Below are 19109 nucleotides of genomic sequence, written 5' to 3'. Positions count from 1 at the left end.
TTCAGCCACTTGGACAGACTAGCTTTGGCAGTTACCTAAACTTGGGGGAAGGGAGTCAATCCACTGTTTAATCAGTATGACAGCTTCTTGATGTACTAAGCTTCTGCCAATGGGAGGCATTCTGTCTTTCGGATTATTCAGCTCCTGCCTGTAGAGTAAAATCGAGTGTTCACCATCTCCCGGGATCAAGTCAAAAGAGAGGCCTTTAGCCCCGCCATCCCAGCCAGGAGGTTGCTTACATACACCATATTGGTAGCTGGTGTGATCGATATGAAAGCCAAGTCTCAGTCCTGAAATGCTCGCAAACCCTTCCGCTCTATGGCAATGAGCACAGTTGATATCGAGATACCCTTTCACTCTTTGGGTCAAGTCGGCATCTTTGTCAAACAGTGATGGTGCCGAGGCAACTTCAGTGATGTTGGGTAGGGATCCGAGTAGCTCCCTATCAGCCCAAAGCTGGAGTTGGTTAACGGTTTGACCTTGATAGTTAATCTCTGTGTTTAACAGGTGAGCTTTGAGTCCAATAGGGGCGATTTTACTTTCGCCATCACGGTTTATCTGGTGGCAAAGTTTACACTCTGCACGGCTAGGAACGTGATAGTCAAACTGAGCGACCTCTCCTTGATGGTTTAACGTATGAGGAATATCGGCACCGCCAAGGGTGAGTTTTGCCTCACCCTCTTGCCAAAGGTAGGGGAGAGTCGTCCAGCCACTTTCTCTGTGGATCAACAAGCGTGTTTCTATCTTTATCTCATTTTCTGCCCCTTTGACTTGGCTATCATAGGGCATGGAGAAGGATTTAGTTAGTACGGTCCCCACTGGGAACTGGAAAGCATCGGTTGGGTGATAGTTGGCTTTTTCCCCTTCAGGTATAAATATAAACCTGTGTTTGCTGGCGTAATTTGTAAAAAGTTGAGTGGAGAGCTCATAGGCAAGACCTGGAGAGACGGGATCCGATGTTGGGCTGACAGGATCGATAAACAGTCCATATTGAGAAAGAGTGTCGCAATCCTCATTCATTAATGCCTCCCAGTTAACTGAGCTGGTGGTTTGTTCACACAATGAGCTGGGAGCTGGGATTACTTCTGGTGTTTCTGTGCTGGGAGAGGTGGGTGTTTCTGTGACTTGGCTGTCGCCATCGCCACCCCCGCATGCCGAGGTAAAAAGGAGCAGAAATATCAATTGGGCTAATAAGCGCATACTTTACCTATATTGTGGCTCTGGTAAGAGAAAAAAGGCCGGGGTTAACCGGCCTCATATTTTTCTATCTAGGAGCTATTACTGTGAACAGCTTGCTAAAGGTAGACGTCTTATCCATTCATGGATAAGCTCAACCCCCTCACCATGGGTTAAGCTACGCCCAATCTCTGGCATGCGATCGCCTGGCTCATTAGTATCCATTCTGAAGTGAAGGATAGAGCGCTCAGGAGCCGATGGCACGACATCATAACTAAGCTCTCCACCACCATAGGCCACTGGTGACTTACAGGTTCCGTGGGCAAACCCATCTGCATAGGGTCTCCAGTACTCCAATGTTAGACCTGTGTTTGAAGCGTTACCTTCAGGGCGATGGCAATGTGCGCAGTTAATATCTAAGTAACCTTTAGCGGTATCCATTAACTGCTCATCTGAAAGCGAAGCTAAATCCGCTTCGTCACCGTCAGTAAATGTAGGAACGGTATCAATGCTTGTCACATCGGGTACACCTTCCAATATACCTGCAGCTTGCCACTTCATGAGCTGATTCATGGTGCCGTCAGTGTAGGTATAGTCTTTGTTTAGGTAACGCGCTTTAGGTCCAATTGGGACAAAAATCGCTGGGCTATCAGGCGCGGCCTTGAACTGGTGACACTGCTTACATTGATTCATGCTTGGTACGACATAATCAAAATCGAGTGTTTCCCCATTATGGACCACCTGCTTACCTTGAATGGCACCCGCTTTTGCTAACACGGCATCGCTTTTCTCTGCATTATAGATATAGGGCAGTGCTGACCAACCAGTTTCGCGGCGGATCAATAAGCGAGTTTCAACCAGATCTTCTTTGTCTAGGCCACGTTCATTGGTATTAGCGGGCAGAGCGAAGGCTTTGCTTATCACAGTACCAACTGGGAAATCCATGCTCTCCTGTGCTGAGTAACTTGCCACCTTTCCTTCGGGTACAAATACAAAGCGGTATTTACTCGCATAATCTGTGAACAGTTGAGTATTCATGTCATAGGGTAAACCACCAGAGTTGGCGCCAGTTGATGGGTCTGAATTATCGGCAAAGAGATTATAATCTGATAAGTTTGGACAGTTAGCACCTAAAAGCGCATCCCAGTTGACCTGATCGCCTGTGGTTTCACACAGGGTTAAATCTCCATCTCCTACCAATCCGCCTTCACCTTCACCTATGGAGCCACCGCCGCCGACTAAGTTACCGCCATCGCAACCCGCTACATCGTCATCGACGCCACAACCGAAGATCTCATCACCAAAGGTGACTGTGTGGACGGGTAAACTGAGTTGAGCACATTTCATTATCTCATCTTGTGTCGGCTCAAATAGGACATCGGGAATACTGAGATCGGTATTATCGTTGGCGTAGAGTCGACCAAATGAAACATCGCCATTATTAGTCGCACAGATATTGTCACTGCCATCTTCGGCAAAGGGTTGCTCCTGTAGGCCGAGATACGCTGCGGTGCCGTTATTGGACAACATTTCACCTAAACCGTCGTACAGAACACCAGGGAACTGACCATGGGTAAGCACATAGGCTTTGATAATATCGTCAATAAGGTAACCGTTGGGTTTTTTACCAAAGTCGGTGATCACATTATCATGGAGGTAGATGTTGCGTGGCGTTGGTCTCCAGCCATCTTCTATGGGTTGATCTGCTTGTCCATAATTAGCGACAAAAGCGTTCATGTCTGGTTCTGCGATAAAGAAGCTAGTGATCGCAACTCCCATGGTATCGTGATTGGTAATTTCGTTATTAAAGATCTCCACATCATCGGTAGAGAGGATGATCATGCCTGTTCCTGGTGGAACGATATGGACACCAGCAGGATTGGCAGAGGCATTAGCAAAGTTCTTGGTGTTATTATCGTACACCTTGTTATTGAAAATACGTACGCTTGAGCCATATCTGTGGTTATTAATCGGTAAATCAAAAACTAAGATACCACCGGTGTTGCCCATGGCTTCGTTATCATAGACATCTGCATATTTCGAGTTCTCAATCTCAATACCTGCAACGTTCTCTTTGGCGATATTGCGGCGAACCACAATATATTCAGACTGACCGACGTAAATACCCGCATCGGCACTGCCTCGAACATAGGTGTCTTCAATCAGAATATTTTCACATTCAACAGGGTAGAGGCCGTAGGCGCCATTGTTTTCATCGAGCTCCCCTTCCCAAACTGTCGCCAAACGTCTAAGAATGATCCCGTTTGTATTTTTAAGTTTAATTCCGTTATTTTTAGCTTCATTCACAGAGAGATCTTGAATGATAACGTTCACTGCATTTTGTACGAAGATACCATCACCGGTTAAGGATTCTGAGAAGTCTAATACTGTCTCCTCCATGCCATATCCCATAATGGTGATATTTTTTGCCATTGAGCCATCACCGTCGACATCACCATCAAATAGTAAGGTTGAGGCTATCTTGAAGTTCCCCTTAGGGAGCACGATAACGTCATTGCTCTGGGCGTTAATCAAGGCTTCCTGAATTCGGATGGTTAGGTTTTCCCCATCTTCAATCATGATTGCTCCCTCGGGGAAGATAGGCGTGGGGTCGGGGATAGGTAGTACCGCAGGCTTATCCTCTACAACCGGGTCATCATCATCCGATGAACATCCACTTAGACTTAGCGCGACGGCACTGGCCACAAGCGAGGGCAGTAACCATGATGGTTTCTTGTTAAACATAGCGTCTCCAGCTTATTTTTATTATTCCTTTCCTAGATTGCACTGACGTACCATATATGCAATGTGAAATCTGGCCAACAACTGATTAACAAGCTTGTATCAATTTGTGTTTTAAAAAAATTAAACGAGATTGGTTTTATTTTTCTTTGTAAAACAATATGAAAGATATGAAAGTAAACGGAGTTGGATTAAGGTGAGCTGATAGAAAATATTTTTAAGAAAAAGCAATAATGACTAGATGCGGAGTGAGGATGTTAAATGATATGAAAGGCCGCATTGCGGCCTTATAAAATTAGCTAAAACGTATTAGATATCGATACCGAAGCCGATGATAAATTGGTAATCATTTTGCTTAGGTATATTGTTATCTGAGTCTGGTTGTGGCTTATTGGTATGATCCCAAACAAAAGAGAGATCAAGATCAAACATGTCGGTTAACTCGATCGAGAAGCCAGCTACCGCATGGTGTGTATAGCCACCGGATGTTTCACTGCCATACTGAAGTCGATATAGGGTGTTGAAGTCGATATCACTGGTGATCTCTGTGTCAAAGTAAGTTTCGACTACTAGCGCTGCACTGCCTTCATCCTCTTTCTCACCTGGTGCAACATTATCAAACTTGGTGTAGTTGTAAGCTGGACCACCACTGATACTCCACTCTGTTTTTGAGTTGTCTATGATGTCGTAACCCACACCGAAGCCGAGTGTTGTTTTGTATTGGATGTTTTTAATCGGGTCCATATAAACTTCCGCAAACACGGGCCTTAAGTAAAACTGTTTTGATAAATACCAATCAAAGTAAGTATTGATACGATGATTATTGATATTGTTCTCACCCTCAGTCTTAGAGTAGTTTCCTAAGTAATCCAGATTATATCTAGATTCTGTAGTGCGGCGCTGAGTATTGGCAATTGCGCTGTAATCAAGCTGTTTGGTATTACCTGAACGTAGATTGGCACCTAAAGATATCTTGCTTGACCAGTAGTTTGCTTCTGTCTGCTCACCAGCGATAATGGTCATTATCTTAGTGCGATCAAACTCTTCACCGCCAATATAGGTTTTGCCATCTTTTACTAGTAACTTTCCAGTCTTGGTGCTCAGATCGGTAAAGCCAACACTGACCAGACCATTACTTTGTAACACCTTAATATCTTCCCAGTCGATATACAGGGTATCAAGCTCATCACTTTCAAATTCAAGCTTGTCATCATAAAGGTTTTTTATTTCGCCCTTTAAGAGTTCAAATGAGGTCAACTGAACCCAATCAAATGCACTATCTGCTGGCGGATAAAGTTGTGCTGGAACCATCTGCTGCTCAGTAGGTTTCATTGGCGTAGTTGCGGATGCGGTAGATGCAAAAGCTAAAGGTGAACATATCGCTAATATACTGGAAACGATAGTGATGTTGTTGAAACGACTCTTCACAAGTCTTCCCCTAATGACTGATATTTGAAAGGGCGAAAATTCTACAGAAGATCCCCTTTTCAAACAAACACTGAGTCAAAGTTTTACCTCATAATGGGATCTATAACGTTTTTTCAATCCAAGGTATGACAAACTCGGCGATATCATTTTGAGCGGCTGCATTTGGATGAATACCGTCTCTTTGCATAAAGTCTGGATTAATGGCTATCTTAGTCATAAAAAATGGCATTAGGGTAATTTGGTGCTCTGCGGCTAGATCTGCATAGACCTGATTGAACATCTTGGCATATCGAGGGCCATAATTTGGCGGAACCATTATCTCTGAAAGGAGTAGCTGACTCCCTTTAGCCTTGGTTAAGGTTATTATTTTTGTAAGATTTTCTTTCAGCTGTTGTGGTGTAAATCCTCTTAGCCCATCGTTACCACCGAGCTCAACCAGAACCAGCTCAGGCTTTACGGAGTCAAGCAGGGCGGGGAGTCTGCGCAATCCTCCCGCAGTTGTTTCACCACTGACAGAGCCATTGACTATCTCATGTTGTGGCATCTTCTTGCGCATTAAGTTAACCCAACCTTGATCTTCATCGACACCATAACTTGCGCTTAGGCTATCACCTAGGATTAATATAGGAGCAGCAATCACTTGAGAACAAGATAGAATGGCCGCTAAGCTCATTAGGCTAAGTGAACGTTTAAGCATCGAGGTAGAGAAGAATTTTATGTCAGAAATCAGTGCAATCACAGTAAAGGCTCTCGTTAAATCAGTGGCTACCCAAGAGGGAGAGCTTACTATCCTCAACGGCATTAATATGGATGTCAAGCAGGGAGAGAGTATTGCGATACTTGGCCCGTCCGGCTCAGGTAAGTCAACCTTGCTTGGGTTACTTGCCGCCCTTGATTCACCAAGCAGCGGTGAGATCATACTCGATGGTGTGGCGTTACACTCCTTGAATGAAGAGAAGAAAGCAGCTCTAAGAAAACAGAAGGTCAGCTTTATTTTTCAGTCCTTTATGTTGGTTGATACCCTCAATGCATTAGAGAATGTCATGTTGCCTGCTGAGCTTGCAGGCATTAATAAGGCGAAGGAGAAAGCGCAGGCTATGTTAGAAAGGGTCGGGCTAAGTCATCGACTGACCCATTTCCCGAATCAACTCTCAGGTGGTGAGCAGCAGAGAGTGGCCATTGCAAGGGCCTTTATTTGTGAGCCTAAAGTGCTGTTTGCCGATGAACCGACCGGAAATCTGGATGCGGCAAATAGCCAGAAGGTTGCCGATATGCTGTTTGAGCTTAACCGTGAAAGTGACACAACGTTAGTGCTGGTTACACACGATCTTGCATTAGCCAAACGCTGCGAACGTCAACTACTGATGAACAGTGGTGAACTAACCGAAGACTCTGAGGCGGAGAATCAAAAGAGGGCTCAGAAACCTGTTAGTCTGCATAGTGTGGGAGCGAGTTAATGGAGATGCAACTGGCTTGGAGGCTGTTTAAACGTGAACTACTACAGGGGCAACTGCTATTAATTGTGTTAGCGATAACACTCGCTGTGTTATCGGTAACAGGTTTAGCGAGAGTAAGTGAGCGTTTACAGATAGCGATTAATGGACAGGCATCTAAATTTATTGCCGCCGACCGAATTATTAACTCTCCTGTCAAGATAGACGAGACTATTTTAGCTAAGGCCGATGAACTCGGGCTGCATCATGTGTCCAGCATGCAGTTTAACTCTATGGTGTTTGCGCAGGATAAATTTCAACTTGTTACCGTTCGCGCAGTCGAGGAAGGATACCCACTAAAGGGTAAGATAGAGCTTAATGAGAAGGAGGGAGCACAGTACTCAGAGCTGCCTAGAGCAGGGCACCTCTGGTTTGAAACCCGTCTTGGAGGGTTATTGGGTTACCCTAAAGTGCTTGAGCTGGGTAATCAAGAGTTTAGTCTGAGCGCCGAGATAGCGCGTTTGCCCGATGCAGGCTTTAACCCCTTTGCCTCTTCACCCGTTGTATTGATGAGGATAGAGGATGTGGCAAGTACAGGGGTTATTCAGCCTGGTAGCCGCGTGACCTATCTTGCACAATTTGCAGGTGAAGCTGAGCAGTTAACTGAGTTTGAAGCCTATGCAAAACCGCTGCTTAACAGCTCTCAGCGTTGGGTGGATGTACAATCTGGTGACTCACCCATCGCCGATGCTGTTAAGCGTGCTGAACGTTTTCTGTTATTGGCCAGTCTACTGGGGATCGCGCTTGCATGTGCTGCAATCGGTATCGCGGCTCAGCGATACTGTCAGCGCCACTATGACGTGGTCGCCATGTTAAAAACCTTTGGGGCGTCAGCAAAACAGATCCGCATCCTGTTTGGTGTTCATCTGCTGTTAGTGACCTTTTTCGGGGTGGTGTTAGGACTTATTGGGGGATTTGTCTTAGATGGGACGATAACGGCATTCTTACCTGCGGAGATCGCAGCTTACTCACCGCCATTATTGAGACCCATACTACTTGGGCTTGCCACAGGTTTTATTAGCGCTTTTATGTTTTCGGCTTACCCGCTAATGAGGCTTCTCTCTATTCCACCTTTGCGGGTGTTACAGCGTCAGTTAGAAGGCTTACAGTTGGGGATGTGGTTGCACCTTATTTTAAGTCTATTAGCCATGGCTGTTCTAGGCTATCTCTACTCTAAGAGCTTACCGCTAACCTTGACGGTCGTGGCTGGCGTACTGTTACTGGGCCTGCTGTTAAGCGTGCTAGGCTTTGCCATGATCCGTGCTGGGCACAGTATCGGTATGAAAACCACCAATCCGCTGCAGCTGGCTTTAGCGGGCTTAAGGCGACGAGCCAAGCAAAATGCGATACAGCTGGTGGGATTTAGTAGCGCCTTGGTCTTACTGCTGACAATTCTGGCTCTTCGCCAAGATCTACTGAGTGAATGGCAAAATCAGCTACCTGAAAATGCACCTAATTACTTTCTGGTGAACATTGCGCCGGATGAGTCTGAGCCATTGGGCGAGTTTCTTGCACAAAACACCGTGAAAACCACCGATATCTATCCCGTTATTCGGGGGCGCCTAATCGAGATCAATGGTGAAAAGTTGATATCCGCAGAGCAGGAAAAAGAGGGTATAGAGGGCAGACGTGGGATCTCACGTGAGTTGAATCTGACTTGGCGTGATGAGCTACCTGAAAACAATGAACTACTTGAGGGGGAGTTTAACGTCAATGATAATGATGTGTCTGTCGAGTCAGGTGTTGCCGAGCGATTAGGGATAAAACTGGGTGATAGCCTTACTTATGTGATTGATAATCAAAACTTGACTGTGAATGTGAGTAGTATCAGGGAGGTGCATTGGGAGACGCTGCAGCCTAACTTTTTTATGATCTTTACTAAAAGCTCACTCTCCTCATTTGCACACACCTCGATGGCCAGTTTTTATCTGGATGAGGGACGCTCAGATGTGGTACTACAGATCATTAAACAGTTCCCTACAGTCTCGATTATTGATGTAGGAAATATGATTAAGCAGCTTCGTCAAATTATCGATCAGGTATCACTTTCGCTTACATTGGTGCTTGTATTGGTGATCCTTGCAAGCAGTTTGGTGATGATTGCTCAGACCGAAGCGGGCATGGCGACCCGTCAAAGAGAGTTGGCGGTATTAAGGACCTTTGGTGCTTCTGGCTGGCTACTTAGAATGGCGACCGGGCTGGAGTTTGCTCTGCTGGGCGCTATTGCGGGGCTTCTTGCTGTGATAGTGGCCGAGTTCACTCTTTACCTGCTGAAAACTCAGGTGTTTGAGCTTAATGTGTATATGCACTGGCCTTGGTGGGGAATAGCACCTGTGTGCGGCGCACTCATTGTGGCCCTCTTAGGTGTGTGGCGCTGTCGTCAGCTGTTAAGTAAGTCCTGTAGTGAACTGTTAAAGTCACCCGCATAGTGATGCGCATAGCGTAATAGATAAAGAGCGATGTCTGCGGATATCGCTCTTTTTGATCTAATAACTTTTTTTGGCCAATATATCAGTAAGGGCATAGCTGAGCTGCGGGAACTTAAATCTGTAACCTGCTTCTATAAGCCTTGTGGGGAGAACATATTGCCCCTGGGTTAATAACTGCGCCATTTCACCTAATAAAGTATTGAGTACAAATGCGGGCATGGGGATAAATGCAGGTCGTGACAAGGTATCCGCTAAGGCTTTAGAGAAAGAGACGTTACTGATCGGGTGAGGCGCTGTTGCATTAAATACGCCGCAGCATGTATTACTTTTTATTAGGAAGAGAATTAAGGAGACCAGATCATCTTGATGTATCCAGCTCATCCCCTGTTTGCCTGAAGCGATAGGCCCACCTAGTCCTAATTTAAATGCTGGTAACATCTTAGGTAGTGCACCACCAGATAGACCCAAAACTAAGCCAATACGGATAACACAGACTCTGGTTTGTTGGGATGAAGCATTTAGTGCTAATGTTTCCCATTTTTGGCAAACGGTTTGAGGGAAGGGAAGTGGCCTCTCATCTGTTTGAGGGAGCATGAAGGTTTCATCGACGGGCTGCGCTTCTTGATTGCCATAAATGCCGATAGCTGATGCGTTAATCAAGACTGATGGTGGTGTTTGGCTTTGTTCAATGAGTTGAGCTAAACGCGCTGTTAGATTCCAGCGACTGTGACATATCTTCTCTTTTTGAGAACTGCTCCAACGTTTGTCAGCGATAGGTTCGCCAGCGAGATTAATCACAACATCAAATCCATCGAGGTTGGCTAAGTCATCTAAACTCGCTAGGTACTGATGCTCTGTGCCAAGACGTTCTCTTGCTTTAGCCGGATGGCGTGAAAGTAGATAGAGTTGATGTTCATCTTCTAAGGCCCTGACGACTTGATGTCCGACAAAGCCACTGGCTCCGGTTATCAATATTTTCATAGTATCTCATCAGCTTAAACATGAATATACTCTCAGAATAGCAAAAATGCTCCTGTTGAACGAATATGACTTAAAGTTGCTAGGCCCAAGGTTTGGCTGCAGATGTCGATCACTTTTCCTGTAAGGTGTTCAAGTAAGAAAAATTGATTATGCTCAACTAATGCGACTTTGGTTTTTTATCGAGGGTTTTAGTTCATGGCTGCCGATAATTCATTGCAGCCATGTTAGGTAGCTCGACTGTTTGTTTTCAGGAGCTAGCAAAAATTAGTCACTGTTTTTGTGGTAGCTCAGCTCCATTGAGACTGAATCGGCAAAACGAAGGGCGTGGGGCTTATCGATTTCAACTTTAGCAAAATCGACCCAGTCATGTTCGCTGGTGATATCGAGTACTTGGCCTGTAAGGTGCTCAAGTAAGAAAAATCGGTTATGTTCAACTAATGCGATGATTTTTTTAGTTCATGGCTGCCGATAATTCATTGCAGCCATGCTAGGTCGACTATTTGTTACCTGTTGTTAGTAGAAATTAGTCACTGTTTTTGTGGTAGCTAAGCTCCATTGAGACAGAGTCGGCAAAACGAAGGGCGTGGGGCTTATCGATTTCAACTTTAGCAAAATCGACCCAGTCATGTTCGCTGGTGATATCGAGTACTTGACCTGTAAGGTGCTCAAGTAAGAAAAATCGGTTATGTTCAACTAATGCGATGATTTTTTTAGTTATCGTGCGATAATTCAGTGCGTCATCCATATTATCGCTGTTTCTCGCTTTCTCGGCGCAGTAGTGGATCTCAGCATTGATTAAGACATCTTGCTTGTTCTGAGTTTCATCATCTTTAATGCCGATGAATGTACGTAGACGTAGATTTTTAATACGAATTACCGCAATTTCTGGTTTCATAATTATTACTAGCTCTATGTTGTAGTTGCTACTAAGCCTATCAATGTATTAGTTAATCAAGAAGGATTTTATTTAAATGCCAAGAATTGATACCCAATCAGTTGCCTATAAAGGCTTCGCCATAATGGCCTTTATCGTGGTGATTTTGGCAGGTATAAAAGCCGCAAGTCCCATTGTGGTCCCCTTTGTTTTATCCGCTTTTATCGCTGTGATCTGTAATCCTGTGATCGGCTGGCTCACTAAGCTACGTGTTCCCAGAGCGTTAGCCGTCCTATTCCTGATGGTCTTTATTGTGATGATGGGTCTATGGCTCGCACAAGTTGTCGGCAGCTCGATTAACGAGTTTTCCAGTCAGCTTCCTCAGTACCGAGATCAACTAGTCGATCAGTTTGGTTGGGTGATTGAAAAGTTACGTACATTTAATATCATCATTACCAAAGAGCAAGTATTGGCTTACTTTGACCCCGGCGTGGCACTTTCCATGACGACGAATATGTTGTCAGGTGTGGGCAGTGTGATGGCGAATCTATTTTTGATCATCTTAACCGTGGTCTTTATGTTATTTGAGTCGGAAACTTTGCCGAAAAAGTTGCACTTTGCGCTGGATGATCCAGACATGAGAATGCAGCAAATTGATAAATTCCTCCAATCTGTTAACCAGTATATGGTGATTAAAACGTTAGTCAGTATAGGTACCGGTGTGATTGTCGGCGTGGGATTGGCAATTATAGGTGTCGATTATGCGCTGTTGTGGGGGGTGGTTGCTTTCCTGTTTAACTATATTCCAAATATTGGTTCGATTATCGCCGCTATTCCAGCTGTGCTACTCGCCTTTATTCAACTTGGCCCAGCGGCAGCTGGTGCAACTGGATTACTTTATTTGGGAACCAATACAGTGATGGGGAATGTCATTGAGCCTAAATATATGGGGCGAGGCTTAGGGCTCTCTACCTTAGTGGTATTTTTGTCATTGATCTTCTGGGGATGGTTATTGGGCTCTGTGGGCATGCTGCTCTCTGTGCCTTTGACCATGATTGTTAAAATAGCACTGGAATCGAGCAAAGGTGGCAGTTGGTTGGCTATCTTGTTGGCTGATGATGTGGATGAGTTAAAGCCTGTTTCTAAGTTAGAGCTAAACCCAGAACTTAAGTCTGAAATTAAGACAGAACTTAAGCCAGCCCTCGAGCAAGAGGTTAAGCCTGAGTTGAAACCTGAAAGTGCGCAGCCTGGAGAGGATGATTCGTCAGAAACAGCTAAATAATACGTAACTACTCGTTTGAAGTAGAAATAATAGTTTGAAGTAAAAATTAAAGTGAATTGAATGCAGTTATTTTTTGATGAATTGAGTAAGGCCACGTTAACCGACGAGGTTAATCGACTTTTCCATGGCCGAGGCGGTGTTTACCCAGGTATGGAGCACCTATGTTTAGATTGGTTTCCACCGGTACTCTTACTGACGAGCTTTAAGCCTTTAGCTGAAGATGAGCTGGCAGTAGCGACCCAAGGCTTAACTCAGTTTTGGGCGGGCCAGCGTGGCGATGAACCTATGAATCTGGTTTATCAGTACCGCAGTGGTGGCCAAACTCATACCGATCTTATTGCAGGTTCGGTGCCAGAGCAGCATACAGTGTGTGAGAATGGCGCTAAGTTTCATGTTCATCTCTTAAGGGGCCAGAATCATGGTCTGTTTTTAGATATGAAGAATGGTAGGCAGTGGGTGAGGGAGCAGGCACAAGATAAGAAGGTGTTGAATCTGTTCGCTTATACCTGTGCTTTCTCAGTGGCTGCACTGCAAGGGGGAGCTGACAGCGTAGTTAATATCGATATGAGTAAGGGGGCTTTGTCTATCGGTAAACAGAACCATCTACTCAATGGTTTTGGCTCTGGTGCTCGTTTTTTTGGTCATGATATTTTTAAGTCTTGGGGAAAACTGACTAAACTTGGGCCCTATGAGATGATCATTGCTGATCCACCAAGTAACCAACGTGGCAGCTTTGTGGCGACGAAAGACTACTCCCGCTTACTAAAACGCTTGCCAGAGCTCTTAACATCTGAAGGTGAAGTCCTCTTGTGCTTGAATGCTCCTGAGCTTGGAATTGAGTTTTTGATGGAGCAGGTGAAGGAGTACAGTCCTAGTCTTGAGTTTGTTGAGCAACTTGAAAATCCACCAGTATTTATAGATGTTGATGTAAATAAAGCCTTGAAGGTATTGCGTTATAGGCGGGTGTAATACCAGTCAGCATAAAGTGTTAACTTCATCGTCTAAAGCTTAGGATGTAGGCGATGAAGTTATTGTTGGCATAGCTTATGGGGAGTATGCCTTTAATACCCTAAGCGCTCATTTAAAATAGAGTGCCCGTGTGATTCGATAATCAGCTCAATTTTGGATCTGTCTAGACTCTCAAGTGATGAGATCTCAAAAAACAGTTTATCCTGAACGTCATAGGGCATCTTCATCATATCCATGAACATGTGTATATTTAGAGAGTCCCCTTCATCGAACAGATCTGCTAATTTTCCTGCTTCAAACTCAACCAGTGCATTCATAACTACTACCTCTTTTGAATGACCCATTTTTATAGGTATCCTTTATTGATAGCAGTTGGCAAGCCGATGCCTAGATCATTTGGCTGTAAAAGGGAGCTCTTTATCACTTATAATTATTAAAAACTGAAAGACTTTCAGTTGAAAATACTGTTTTTGACGGAAATTAGCTTTTTTTCAGGTTTTAAGCTGTTTTTTTGAAACTAAAGTGAAAGTATTCTGTAACTCCTGGCTTTGGGCTGATATAATTTATCTTAAGAAGCGGATTGAACATCGACCTCTTACTTTTAGGCAAAATGTCATCAAAGTAATGACATACCTCAGACCCTACAAACAGTGATTCGGAGTTGTTATGGAAGTTCAAGAATACGAAGGCGCATATTACCAAGTACAAGATGAAGTGATTGAATCTTTACCGGTAGAGATGGATGAAGAAGCGTTTTTGGATTAAGGAACAATCCTTCAATTTACAAGCTGTAAAAATAGCAACCTAAGGGTTGCTATTTTTTTATCTGAAAAAGACTGATTAATTAAGGTTTCCTTTTTCAGGGAGTATCTCAACAATCTCCCATTTCACACCTGTCTTCTGAAGTCTGAGGGTTCGATCATCAATCCAAGGGCTTCCACCTTTCAATCCATGCATCTTGACGATGACAGTGACATCATCGGTAAATTTGCGGAAAAAATCGATATCAATTTCAGCAATCTCAAGTTTAACATCAGTCATTGATAGGTTGAGCATATGGCGCTGAACTGCTGAGGCGATATGGTAATGAGCAATGACCTCTTTCATTGGTTCGTTAACATATTCTTGGGCCTTCTTAATATCTTTATCGATATAGATAGCAGTAAAAAAACCGAGTGAGACATCTTCAGGCGAACGAACCGGCCCGCTGTCCGAGAGTTCAGGACCGCACCCTAGAAGGAAAAACAAACAAAATATCGCTATTATTCTCATATACTTGATACAGAGTGGATTTGGATTAAGTATCGCTATTTAGAGGAAGGTTCGCAAGTAGGCTTTCTGTTTCAAAATTTTAATACTTGACTCAAATCTTAAAATCAGTCATATCTGAAAGGATAAGTGTTAATGGTTATCCACAAAATCTGTGGACAAGTATGTTGAAGACTAGATGCATAACTTTTACGTCATTGATTTTAATGGTTTTATTTTACTGGTTAAAAAGTGACGCATATTTGTAGCAAGCATTTTTATTCAGGTTATATACAGTTAAAGCTCCCTTCGAGATATAAAAAAAGCCTGTCATTGACAGGCTTTTTGCTTTTTCATACGAAATAATTACTCAGCTTGTGAAGCCTGAATAGCAGTCAGTGCGATGGTGTAAACGATATCGTCAACCAGTGCACCACGTGAAAGATCGTTAACTGGCTTACGCATACCTTGGAGCATTGGACCAATACTGATTAGGTCTGCACTTCTCTGTACCGCTTTGTATGTCGTATTACCAGTATTTAGGTCTGGGAACACAAATACCGTTGCTTGACCAGCTACAGGGCTGTTAGGGGCTTTAGATTGAGCAACATTTGGCATAACTGCAGCATCGTACTGCAATGGACCATCGATGATCAGATCTGGACGCTTCTCTTTAGCGATACGCGTTGCTTCACGTACTTTATCAACATCAGAGCCTGTACCTGAGCTACCGGTTGAGTAACTGATCATTGCAACGCGTGGCTCGATACCAAATGCAGCGGCTGAATCGGCTGACTGGATAGCGATATCGGCAAGTTGATCGGCATTTGGATCTGGGTTAATTGCACAGTCACCGTAGATCAGTACTTGATCTGGCATCAACATAAAGAAGATTGATGAGACTAAGCTTGAACCAGGAGCCGTTTTAATCAGCTGTAATGGTGGACGAATGGTGTTAGCTGTGGTGTTTACTGCACCAGAGACAATACCGTCGACCTCGTTTTGCGCTAGCATCATGGTGCCTAGTACCATGTTGTCACCGAGTTGTTCACGGGCAACCACTTCAGTCAGGCCTTTGTGACGACGTAGATCAAGCATAGGCTCGATATAACGCTCACGTGCAGTGTCAGGCTCAACAATCTCAACGCCTTCACCTAAAGTCACGCCTTGCTGTGCAGCGATACGCTCGATCTCTTCACGATTACCAAGAAGTACACACTTGGCGATGCCACGTTCAGCACAGATGCTTGCAGCTTCGATAGTACGTGAATCATGACCTTCAGGCAGTACAACTGTTTTACGGGCTGCACGGGCAAGCTCGGTCAGTTTGTATCTGAATGCAGGAGGGGAGAGTCTGTGCTCACGAGGAGAGTTTTTGGTCGCCGTTTCAATCCAGTTTTGGTCGATATGGCTAGCAACATACTCTTGAACCTCTTCGATGCGCACTGCGTCATCAACAGGGACTTCATGGTCGAAACGTTGAATGTTTAGCGATGTCTGCCAAGTATTGGTATCGATTAGGAATACTGGTAGACCCGTTTCGAATGCTTGCTCACACAATGCCATGATCTCTGGCTCTGGCTCATAGCTACCGGTTAGCAGTAGTGCACCGACTTTTACGCCGTTCATCGCTGCAAGACAGGCTGATACGATCACATCAGAGCGATCGCCAGATGTTACTAACAGTGAGTCAGTCTTAATGTGAGTGACCATGTTAGGGATACTACGAGCACAGAAGGTCACTTTACGTAGGCGACGAGTGTTCATCTCACCAGCATTGATGATCTTTGCACTTAAGTGCTTAGCAAGATCCGATGCGCGAGGGGCAACAAGGTCTAAGTTGTAAGGCACACTACCTAAAATACGCAGTGAACTCTTACCTGGAAGTTGGAACATGCTGGCAGCGTCAGGGCGCTGAACATCTGCATGGTCGAATACTTCTGATAGATCAGGACGTGCGCGACCTTCGTTATCAACAGGTGCACCAATCTTATTGATCATGGCGCCAATAATACGCTTGTTCTTAACACCGCCCCATTTGTTATGGGCGATCTCTAAGCGGTTCATCAAGGCTGTAGCACTTTCGTTACCCGGTGTGGCAACAAAGATGATGTCAGCATCGAGAGATTTTGCGATAGCGTAGTTGATATCGCTTGAGAACGGGTGATTTCTTGTTTGAACTAAGCCTTCAACCACGAGAGTTTCGGTATCGTCAGTGCTCTCCGTCACGCGAGCAATGATCTGCTCCATTAAGACGTCAGTCTTGTCGCCACGAATAAGTCCCTCTGCATGATCCATATCGAAAGGCTCAAGCGGGTTAACAGTTGGCGACTTACTTAAGATAGTCGTTGAACGCTCGGGTCCGCTGTCTTGTGGACGCTGTTGGGCAATCGGTTTGAAAAAGCGAACTTTAACACCGTGATGCTCAAAAGCTCGAACGAGTCCTAAACTGATGGATGTGAGACCGACACCTGTGCCGATAGGGATTAGCATAATATTGCGAGACATAAAAACCTCTGTTTGAAGCTTAGACTGGCGTAGTAATACTACGCCGAACTGTATGGTGCAACTCAAAAATAATGAGTTTTGGCCTGAAACCGCTGAGCGATTTCAGGCCAATGTGTTACTTCAGAAGGCGCACTGCATCTTCTGCGATAACCCACTCTTCATTTGTTGGGATAACCATAGCGATAGTGCCGTTATCTGTTGTGATCTGGCCTTGGTTACCAAAGCGAGCTGCCTTGTTGCGCTCATCATCAACTTCAAAGTTGAAGATCTCAAGCAAGTTAAGCACTTTCGCGCGGATAAGATCAGAGTTTTCACCGATACCGCCGGTAAACACAACTGCATCTAAACGTCCTAACGGTACAGTGTAAGAAGCGATGTATTTAGCTAAGCGGTAGCAGAAGATCTCAAGTGCTAACGTTGCGCCTTTATGGCCTTCGCTGTAACCCTCTTCGATACCACGGCAATCGTTAGTTAGCTCAGAAATACCCAATAGACCACTTTGCTTGTTCATCAGGTTGTTTACTTCATCTAAGGTGTAACCTAAACGGTCAACTAGGTGATGAATGATTGATGGGTCGATATCGCCACAACGAGTACCCATTACCAAACCTTCAAGTGGCGTCATCCCCATAGAGGTATCAACACTCTTACCGCCTTTAATCGCAGTGACTGATGCGCCGTTACCTAGGTGAGCACAGATGATGTTGCTATCTTCGATGTTCTTACCCATAGCTTTAGCCGCTTCACGGCTAATGAATAGGTGGCTAGTGCCGTGCATGCCGTAACGACGGATGCTGTTTTCACGGTATAGCTTGTATGGAAGTGCGTAGATGAAGGCTTTTTCAGGCATAGTCTGGTGGAAAGCAGTATCAAATACAGCAACTTGTGGAAGCTGCGGGAACGAAGCTTGAGCGGCACGAATACCGATCAAGTGAGCCGGGTTGTGAAGTGGAGCTAGTGCTGCACAATCTTCAATACCTTGGACTACGCTTTCATCGATGATCACAGATTGGGTGAACTTCTCGCCGCCGTGGACAACACGGTGTCCGATAGCTTGGATCTGTGATGCGATCTCTGGGTGTGCACCAAGAACGTCTTTAACAATAAACTCAACCGCTTCACGGTGAGATGAGAAGGCACCTAAGCTAGCGTCATGCTTAACACCATTAACTTTCCATTTAATCTTAGCGTCTTCAAGGCCAAAACACTCAGCAAGACCTGAGATCTGGTCATCACCTGTAAGGGCGTCGATAATCGCAAATTTTAATGACGAGCTACCGCAGTTAAGTACCAATACCAGTTTATTTGACATCTTTAAAACCTTTTTACAATGTAGTGAACGTTTGTCACTGAACAATAATGACTTCATTGGTAAAAATACCGAAGCCGCTAGAAGTGCTCTGAGTTCAGAGCGAAGGAACTACTCATTTAGCGCGCAAATGCCTTGGGGCTCTATCATTGCGTGTGCTATTGTAAAAGCAGTATCCCATTCAATCGGTGTAACCTTTGCGCATTCAAGTTCTCAAAACATTGGGTCAAGGTCGTCAATATATGAAAACCTGGCCTATGGTCAGACAACTCAGTTTCTATTTTCCTGAGTATCGCGTTATTCGCGCGACTCAGATCGCTTTGCCTGTTATGCCAATCCTGGCACTACTGGCTGCAGCGAGTCAGCTGTATATCCATGGTTGGGAATTTCTTCCTCAAGCCATAACATTGGCGCTGTTTTTTATTAGCTTGCCTATTCAGGGCTTACTATGGTTGGGTTGGCGCTCACGCCATCCGCTACCTTTAACTTTGCTTGAGTGGTGCGATAAGTTGACCACTAAAATGATCGCCATGGGGATCAGTTGCCGTCCATTAGGACCTAAAGCGTGTTATTTCGATATGGCGCTTATTCTTAAAGCAGCATTCGAACGTTTAGATGAGCAGTATTGGGAAGAGCTTTAATTTCCTCGTTAAATACCGCTCCATCTTAA

15 protein-coding genes and 1 pseudogene are annotated in these 19109 nt (G+C 44.7%); 5 read left to right on the top strand and 11 right to left on the bottom strand.

Translation table 11 applies throughout. From position 1 onward, the window contains the following. Positions 1-18: 18 nt before the first annotated feature. From K0625_RS00430 to K0625_RS00415, 4 genes are all read right to left on the bottom strand, one after another. Positions 19-1200, bottom strand: a complete 1182-nt coding sequence (locus tag K0625_RS00430; protein WP_220107855.1) for an SO2930 family diheme c-type cytochrome — start codon at positions 1198-1200, stop codon at positions 19-21. Between the two features lie 78 nt (positions 1201-1278). Beyond that, complete coding sequence (locus K0625_RS00425; protein ID WP_220107854.1) at positions 1279-3921, bottom strand: parallel beta-helix domain-containing protein; 2643 nt, start codon at positions 3919-3921, stop codon at positions 1279-1281. A gap of 306 nt (positions 3922-4227) precedes the next feature. Next, on the bottom strand, positions 4228-5346 hold the full coding sequence (locus K0625_RS00420; RefSeq protein WP_333473825.1) for a DUF481 domain-containing protein: 1119 nt from the start codon (positions 5344-5346) through the stop codon (positions 4228-4230). A 100-nt stretch (positions 5347-5446) separates the two neighbouring features. Next, positions 5447-6019: an arylesterase gene (locus K0625_RS00415; protein ID WP_220108167.1), complete on the bottom strand. Its 573-nt coding sequence runs from the start codon at positions 6017-6019 to the stop codon at positions 5447-5449. Positions 6020-6062: 43 nt separating this feature from the next. On the opposite strand from K0625_RS00415, the gene K0625_RS00410 reads away from it, so the two are divergent. Both K0625_RS00410 and K0625_RS00405 read left to right on the top strand, forming a co-directional pair. Beyond that, positions 6063-6803, top strand: coding sequence for an ABC transporter ATP-binding protein (locus tag K0625_RS00410; RefSeq protein ID WP_220107853.1), 741 nt, complete (start codon positions 6063-6065; stop codon positions 6801-6803). Next, the gene (locus K0625_RS00405; protein WP_220107852.1) at positions 6803-9268 is read left to right on the top strand and encodes an ABC transporter permease; all 2466 of its coding nucleotides are present in this window, start codon (positions 6803-6805) and stop codon (positions 9266-9268) included. The genes K0625_RS00410 and K0625_RS00405 overlap by 1 nt, the downstream gene beginning before the upstream one ends. Positions 9269-9325: 57 nt before the next feature. On the opposite strand, the gene K0625_RS00400 is transcribed toward K0625_RS00405, so the two are convergent. The 3 genes and pseudogenes from K0625_RS00400 to folX form a co-directional block, all read right to left on the bottom strand. Then, the gene (locus tag K0625_RS00400; protein WP_220107851.1) at positions 9326-10249 is read right to left on the bottom strand and encodes a TIGR01777 family oxidoreductase; all 924 of its coding nucleotides are present in this window, start codon (positions 10247-10249) and stop codon (positions 9326-9328) included. A 264-nt stretch (positions 10250-10513) separates the two neighbouring features. Next, a pseudogene (locus K0625_RS24510) lies at positions 10514-10705 on the bottom strand (dihydroneopterin aldolase); the annotation flags it as partial. Positions 10706-10772: 67 nt separating this feature from the next. Next, entirely contained in the window at positions 10773-11144 is a 372-nt protein-coding gene (folX, locus tag K0625_RS00395) for a dihydroneopterin triphosphate 2'-epimerase (RefSeq protein WP_065187262.1), read from the bottom strand. Between the two features lie 76 nt (positions 11145-11220). Between folX and K0625_RS00390 the strand changes: the two genes are divergently transcribed. Beyond that, the gene (locus tag K0625_RS00390) at positions 11221-12405 is read left to right on the top strand and encodes an AI-2E family transporter (protein WP_220107850.1); all 1185 of its coding nucleotides are present in this window, start codon (positions 11221-11223) and stop codon (positions 12403-12405) included. Between the two features lie 60 nt (positions 12406-12465). Then, positions 12466-13374 carry a class I SAM-dependent methyltransferase gene (locus K0625_RS00385; protein WP_220107849.1) on the top strand — a complete coding sequence of 303 codons (909 nt, stop codon included), beginning with the start codon at positions 12466-12468 and terminating at the stop codon, positions 13372-13374. A gap of 92 nt (positions 13375-13466) precedes the next feature. Here K0625_RS00385 and K0625_RS00380 read toward each other — a convergent pair whose 3' ends face one another. The 4 genes from K0625_RS00380 to ackA all read right to left on the bottom strand — a co-directional run bounded on the left by K0625_RS00380 (position 13467) and on the right by ackA (position 18442). Further along, entirely contained in the window at positions 13467-13718 is a 252-nt protein-coding gene (locus K0625_RS00380; RefSeq protein WP_438944480.1) for a hypothetical protein, read from the bottom strand. A 496-nt stretch (positions 13719-14214) separates the two neighbouring features. Beyond that, positions 14215-14646 carry a hypothetical protein gene (locus K0625_RS00375; protein ID WP_220107848.1) on the bottom strand — a complete coding sequence of 144 codons (432 nt, stop codon included), beginning with the start codon at positions 14644-14646 and terminating at the stop codon, positions 14215-14217. A 342-nt stretch (positions 14647-14988) separates the two neighbouring features. After that, positions 14989-17130, bottom strand: coding sequence for a phosphate acetyltransferase (gene pta / locus K0625_RS00370; RefSeq protein ID WP_012325498.1), 2142 nt, complete (start codon positions 17128-17130; stop codon positions 14989-14991). Between the two features lie 115 nt (positions 17131-17245). Next, positions 17246-18442, bottom strand: a complete 1197-nt coding sequence (ackA, locus tag K0625_RS00365) for an acetate kinase (protein ID WP_012325497.1) — start codon at positions 18440-18442, stop codon at positions 17246-17248. A gap of 194 nt (positions 18443-18636) precedes the next feature. Here ackA and yfbV point away from each other — a divergent pair, with 194 nt between their 5' ends. Continuing rightward, positions 18637-19080: a terminus macrodomain insulation protein YfbV gene (gene yfbV, locus K0625_RS00360; protein WP_065187265.1), complete on the top strand. Its 444-nt coding sequence runs from the start codon at positions 18637-18639 to the stop codon at positions 19078-19080. The last annotated feature ends 29 nt before the right edge of the window (positions 19081-19109 follow it).

Source organism: Shewanella nanhaiensis, assembly GCF_019457885.1.
GTDB lineage: Bacteria > Pseudomonadota > Gammaproteobacteria > Enterobacterales > Shewanellaceae > Shewanella > Shewanella nanhaiensis.
The sequence above is the reverse complement of the archived record's forward strand: the minus strand, read 5'-3'. Positions and strand labels throughout refer to the sequence as shown.

Bases quoted from the DNA above. Each gene is read 5' to 3' on its own strand.
- K0625_RS00430 (WP_220107855.1), bottom strand. From the start codon at position 1,200: ATGCGCTTATTAGCCCAATTGATATTTCTGCTCCTTTTTACCTCGGCA.
- K0625_RS00425 (WP_220107854.1), bottom strand. From the start codon at position 3,921: ATGTTTAACAAGAAACCATCATGGTTACTGCCCTCGCTTGTGGCCAGT.
- K0625_RS00415 (WP_220108167.1), bottom strand. From the start codon at position 6,019: ATGAGCTTAGCGGCCATTCTATCTTGTTCTCAAGTGATTGCTGCTCCT.
- K0625_RS00410 (WP_220107853.1), top strand. From the start codon at position 6,063: ATGTCAGAAATCAGTGCAATCACAGTAAAGGCTCTCGTTAAATCAGTG.
- K0625_RS00405 (WP_220107852.1), top strand. From the start codon at position 6,803: ATGGAGATGCAACTGGCTTGGAGGCTGTTTAAACGTGAACTACTACAG.
- K0625_RS00400 (WP_220107851.1), bottom strand. From the start codon at position 10,249: ATGAAAATATTGATAACCGGAGCCAGTGGCTTTGTCGGACATCAAGTC.
- folX (WP_065187262.1), bottom strand. From the start codon at position 11,144: ATGAAACCAGAAATTGCGGTAATTCGTATTAAAAATCTACGTCTACGT.
- K0625_RS00390 (WP_220107850.1), top strand. From the start codon at position 11,221: ATGCCAAGAATTGATACCCAATCAGTTGCCTATAAAGGCTTCGCCATA.
- K0625_RS00385 (WP_220107849.1), top strand. From the start codon at position 12,466: ATGCAGTTATTTTTTGATGAATTGAGTAAGGCCACGTTAACCGACGAG.
- K0625_RS00380 (WP_438944480.1), bottom strand. From the start codon at position 13,718: ATGGGTCATTCAAAAGAGGTAGTAGTTATGAATGCACTGGTTGAGTTT.
- K0625_RS00375 (WP_220107848.1), bottom strand. From the start codon at position 14,646: ATGAGAATAATAGCGATATTTTGTTTGTTTTTCCTTCTAGGGTGCGGT.
- pta (WP_012325498.1), bottom strand. From the start codon at position 17,130: ATGTCTCGCAATATTATGCTAATCCCTATCGGCACAGGTGTCGGTCTC.
- ackA (WP_012325497.1), bottom strand. From the start codon at position 18,442: ATGTCAAATAAACTGGTATTGGTACTTAACTGCGGTAGCTCGTCATTA.